The organism is Ciceribacter sichuanensis, assembly GCF_024055605.1.
In the GTDB taxonomy this organism is placed as follows: domain Bacteria; phylum Pseudomonadota; class Alphaproteobacteria; order Rhizobiales; family Rhizobiaceae; genus Allorhizobium; species Allorhizobium sichuanense.
Window position 1 is genome coordinate 1 of record NZ_JAMXLX010000025.1, and the last position, 818, is coordinate 818.

General features: G+C 57.2%; 1 protein-coding gene. It reads left to right on the forward strand.

Annotated elements, in window-relative coordinates:
• Positions 1 to 51 precede the first annotated feature (51 nt).
• Entirely contained in the window at positions 52 to 765 is a 714-nt protein-coding gene (locus tag NBH21_RS25980) for an IS6 family transposase (protein WP_250947054.1), read from the forward strand.
• Positions 766 to 818 lie beyond the last annotated feature (53 nt).

Consider the following 818-nt stretch of genomic DNA (forward strand, 5'->3'; position numbering starts at 1 on the left):
GGAGGCGTCGCCTTAACCGGCTGGTGCGGATCGAGGCAATAGTCTATCGGCATGACTAAAGATGCGTCCGCCCAATACAAACGCCACCGCTTTCCCGCCGCGATCATCGCGCACGCGGTATGGCTCTATTATCGGTTTCCGCTGAGCCTGCGCGACGTTGAAGACCTGCTTGCCGAGCGTGGGATCGACGTGTCGTTTCAGACCGTCGCAGAATGGGCGAGGAAATTTGGCCTGAAGTTCGCCCATCAACTTCGTCGGCTGTCCCGTGGCAGTTTTGCTGACACGTGGCATCTCGATGAGATGGTCGTGTCCATAAAGGGCAAGAAATATTGGTTGTGGCGCGCCGTCGATGCCAACGGCTACGTCCTCGATGCTCTGCTACAAAGCCGCAGAAACAAGAGAGCCGCTCTTCGGTTGATGCGCAAACTGCTGAAGAGCCAAGGCGTCACGCCACGCGTGATAGTGACAGACAAGCTGCGCTCTTATTCCGCCGCAAAGCGACAGCTCATGCCGGGTATCGAGCACCGTTCGCACAAAGGGCTCAACAACCGCGTCGAGAATTCTCACCTTCCCGTGCGACGACGAGAGCGACGCATGATGCGGTTCAAGTCGGCACGGCAATGCCAGAGTTTCGTCTCAACCCACGGCCAGATTGCCAATCTTTTCAATCTTCATCGAAAACATCTGACCGCCGCTGATCATCGCCAACTCCGCGCCCACGCCAACACCAACTGGCGTGAGATCGCCTTGTCGATCAAAGCGTGAAATTCACGCCGAAGCAATGATCGCGTGCTGTGCTCGATTAAGGCGACGCCACC